General features: G+C 74.0%; 5 protein-coding genes. 4 read left to right on the top strand and 1 reads right to left on the bottom strand.

The genetic code is table 11. The annotated features are described in order from the left end of the window. On the top strand, positions 1-855 hold an 855-nt coding region (locus tag AB0J52_RS32700; RefSeq protein WP_500186705.1), incomplete at its 5' end, for a hypothetical protein. On the opposite strand, the gene AB0J52_RS32705 is transcribed toward AB0J52_RS32700, so the two are convergent. After that, entirely contained in the window at positions 816-1,529 is a 714-nt protein-coding gene (locus AB0J52_RS32705) for a hypothetical protein (RefSeq protein ID WP_500186706.1), read from the bottom strand. The genes AB0J52_RS32700 and AB0J52_RS32705 overlap by 40 nt on opposite strands. Before the next feature lie 217 nt (positions 1,530-1,746). On the opposite strand from AB0J52_RS32705, the gene AB0J52_RS32710 reads away from it, so the two are divergent. The 3 genes from AB0J52_RS32710 to AB0J52_RS32720 all read left to right on the top strand — a co-directional run. Beyond that, positions 1,747-2,265, top strand: coding sequence for a PH domain-containing protein (locus AB0J52_RS32710; RefSeq protein ID WP_500186707.1), 519 nt, complete (start codon positions 1,747-1,749; stop codon positions 2,263-2,265). A gap of 44 nt (positions 2,266-2,309) precedes the next feature. Continuing rightward, on the top strand, positions 2,310-2,816 hold the full coding sequence (locus tag AB0J52_RS32715) for a DinB family protein (protein WP_500186708.1): 507 nt from the start codon (positions 2,310-2,312) through the stop codon (positions 2,814-2,816). A gap of 1 nt (position 2,817) precedes the next feature. After that, positions 2,818-3,445: putative protein N(5)-glutamine methyltransferase (locus AB0J52_RS32720; protein ID WP_500186709.1), on the top strand; the 628-nt coding region annotated here is incomplete at its 3' end.

Genomic DNA, 3,445 nt, shown 5'->3' on the forward strand with positions numbered 1-3,445 from the left:
CGCGCCGTCGCGGCCGGCGGCGGCGCGTCGGTCGCGGGCCGGGTGGACGAGGCGGTCGCGCGGCTGGCCGAGGTCGAGCGCGGCGGGGCGGAGATGCTGGAGCTCCAGCGCGCCCTCACCCGCACCCTGGAGGACGTCGAGGACGTCGTCGCCGAGCTCCTGCGCTACACCGAGGGCGAGCTCGACAGCGCCGTCTCGTCCGCACTCGCCGGACGTCCCCGGGTCGGCGGCGACGGCCTGTCGGTCACCGCCACCGGGCGGCTGTGGAGCCGGGACGAGCAGCTCCAGGACATCCTCGGCGAGATGTACGAGGCGTGCCTGCGGGCCAACGGCCTCCAGGTGCGGTTCCGGACGGTCGAGGACGCCGACGGCGCGGGCCCCGGCGGGCCGGAGCACCGCCGCTACTTCCTCGGCGGCCGCCAGATGGAGGAGCTGGCCGGGGCGTTCACCGCGCTGCTGATCTCGACCGGCGCGGACCTCGCCCCGGGCGGCCCGGGCTACTCCGGAGGCGGCCCCGCGGGCGCGTCCGGCGGACGGCTCGCGCCGGGCGGCGGGCTGAGCCGCGAACCGTCCGGGCGTCCCGCCGTCCCGGCCGGGCGGGCCCCCGAGGACGAGGCGGCGCTGAAGTCGCTGCTGCGGGTGCTGTACGAGAGCGCGGGCGCGGTCGCGCAAATCGGGCCGCTGCTCGCCGTCCGGACGCGGGAGGAGCTGGTCGCGGCCGTGCTCGACCCCGGGCAGTCGTTGGAGCTGGAGAACGACGAGGTGTTCTGGGACCCGGCGACCGCGATCGTCCGGCTGCGCCGGCTGCCCGCGCATCAGCTGTGGGAGCTGACCGCCTGGGGCGCGAGCGCGTAGGCGCGGACGGTCCGCTCGGCGGGCCCGCCGAGCCGCACGAACACCGGGCAGCGCGCCGTCCCGGTCCGCTGGTCGGCCTCGGCGCACAGCCCGACGCCGGAGCCGCGGTCCAGCAGGACGACGTTCTGCACGGCCCGCGCGGCGCGCACCGCGTACGGCACCGACGACGCGTCGCCCGGCTCGAACAGCTCCTCGAACGTCAGCTTCCGGGCGAACCGGACCAGGCCGTCCGCGTCCACGACCCGGCTGCCGACGGCCGAGGCGGGACCGGCGATGACGATCCCGAAACTCGGGTTCTCCTGGCCGCGCACGTAGATCTCGCGGTCGGGCTCCAGGCCCTTGCGCCGCTCGGGCAGGTGCAGCCCGAACCCGGACTCCCCCGCCACGAACGCGGGCGGCCCGTAGCCCGGGGGCAGCGCCGTCTCGGGTACGTCCCAGGGAGCGCCGCCGAAGCCGTCCCGCGGGGGCGCGCCGAACTCCCGGCGTCCGCGCGGCACGGCCACGGTGAACGCGCCGGACGGTTCGCTCCAGCCCGGCATGTACACGCCGATGCCGCGCACCAGCAGCCGCCACACCGGCCGTCCCGTCACGTCGGGGGTGAAGGCGCCGCTGGGCCCGCGCGCACCGTTCGGCACGGTGTCGGTTCCCGGCCGGGGTTCCCGCGCGGCGTCCATGCGCAACATCATCATCACCCCACCGCGCTCCGCACAAGGGATGCCGCACGGCGAAGGGAAAACCCCTCGAACCCCACGGTTCCGGTGCTTCCCCCCCGTCCCGGCTTCTTTCCGCTCAGGCCCCCACACTGTTCCTCCCGCGGCGGGCATCGCCACTGCCCGCCGCCCCACCGGTCCGCTACCGTTGGGACCAACAGATCACGACGAGGACGCGGCCATGAACATGCAGGACATGATGGTCTTCCGGGATGCCGGATCGCGGACCGTCGACCGTTATCTCATGAACTACGAGGGGCACGTCATCGCCGTGCGCCAGCACCCCGCGGTGCTGCTGCTCCCGGTCGCGGCGGCCTTCCTCGCGCTGGTGCTGTGCACGGCCGTGAACGCGCTGACCGGCTTCGCCTGGATCTGGCTCCTGTGGATCGTCTCGCTCGGCTACCTGCTCTGGAAGGTGTTCGCCTGGTCGATCCAGTTCTTCCTGGTCACCGAGCACCGGATCATGATGATCACCGGGGTGCTGAACCGCCAGGTCGCGATGATGCCGCTCGCCAAGGTCACCGACATCCGGTTCGACCGGTCGGTGCTCGGCCGGACGCTCGGCTACGGCGAGTTCCTCATCGAGTCGGCGGGCCAGAACCAGGGCTTCGACCACGTGACGTTCATGCCGTACCCGGAGCAGCTCTACCTGGAGGTGTCCTCCCTGGTCTTCGGCTCGCGGGACGCCGCCCCGGACTAGAAGAACCATGACGAATCGCCCGTCCGTGCTGCGAGGATGGGGGAATGGAACGTACCTATGTGCCCGGCCGGGCCGACGAACGGGCCCGCCTGACCGGCTTCCTCGGGGCACAGCGGGTCAACGTGCACCGCAAGTGCGAGGGCCTCTCCGACGAACTCGCCCACAAGCACGTGCTCGCGGCGACGTCCCCGCTGATGTCGGTGGCCGCCCTGGTCAGCCACCTGCGCTGGGTCGAGCACTGGTGGTTCGAGCACGTCCTGCTGGGCGAGCCCGAACGCGCCCCCTGGACCGACGAGGACCCGGACGCCGAGTTCTACGTGGACGAGATCCCGCTCGCGCGGCTCCTCGACGAGTACTCCGCGCAGTGCGCCCGAACGGACGAGATCGTCGCGTCCCTGCCGCTGGACCATGTCGCCGTGCACGCCCCGCAGGAACCCGTAGGCCACGCCACCGCGGCCTGGATGCTCGGGCACATGGCCACCGAGACCGCCCGCCACGTCGGCCACATCGACATCATGCGGGAGCTCATGGACGGCACGCGGGGCCACTGACATGCACGTCCCGAACCCCGCTGGAACCGCCGAAGCCGCCGCCGACGCGCGGATCCCCGAGATCGCGGCCCGGCTGCGGGCCGCCGGATGCGTCTTCGCCGAGGAGGAGGCGGAACTGATCATCGCCGCCGCCCCCTCACCGGCCGGGCTGGACGCGATGATCGCGCGCCGGGCCGAGGGCGAGCCCCTCGAGCACGTCGTCGGCTTCGCCGAGTTCCACGGCCTGCGGATCACCGTCGAGCAGGGCGTCTTCGTGCCGCGCCGCCGCACCGAGGCGCTGATCCGCGAGGCCGCCGCGCTGGCCCGTCCGGGCGGTGTCGCGGTGGACCTGTGCTGCGGCTCCGGCGCGCTCGGCGCGGCGCTGGCCGCGTCGGTGCCTGGCCTGGAGCTGCACGCCGCCGACATCGACCCGGCGGCCGTCCGCTGCGCGCGCCGGAACGTCCCCGCGGAGCGCGTCCACGAGGGCGACCTGTTCGACGCCCTCCCCGGATCCCTGCGCGGACGCGTCGAAGTGCTGCTCGCGAACGTGCCGTACGTGCCGTCCGGTGAGATCGGCCTGCTCCCCTCCGAGGCCCGCGAGCACGAGGCCCGCGTGGCCCTGGACGGCGGTGAGGACGGCCTGGCCGTCC

This window comes from Spirillospora sp. NPDC049652 (genome assembly GCF_040675125.1).
Taxonomy (GTDB): domain Bacteria; phylum Actinomycetota; class Actinomycetes; order Streptosporangiales; family Streptosporangiaceae; genus Spirillospora.

What these genes read in the sequence shown, in the direction of transcription:
- AB0J52_RS32710 (WP_500186707.1), top strand. Translation starts at nt 1,747, where the DNA reads ATGAACATGCAGGACATGATGGTCTTCCGGGATGCCGGATCGCGGACC.
- AB0J52_RS32705 (WP_500186706.1), bottom strand. Translation starts at nt 1,529, where the DNA reads ATGGACGCCGCGCGGGAACCCCGGCCGGGAACCGACACCGTGCCGAAC.
- AB0J52_RS32715 (WP_500186708.1), top strand. Translation starts at nt 2,310, where the DNA reads ATGGAACGTACCTATGTGCCCGGCCGGGCCGACGAACGGGCCCGCCTG.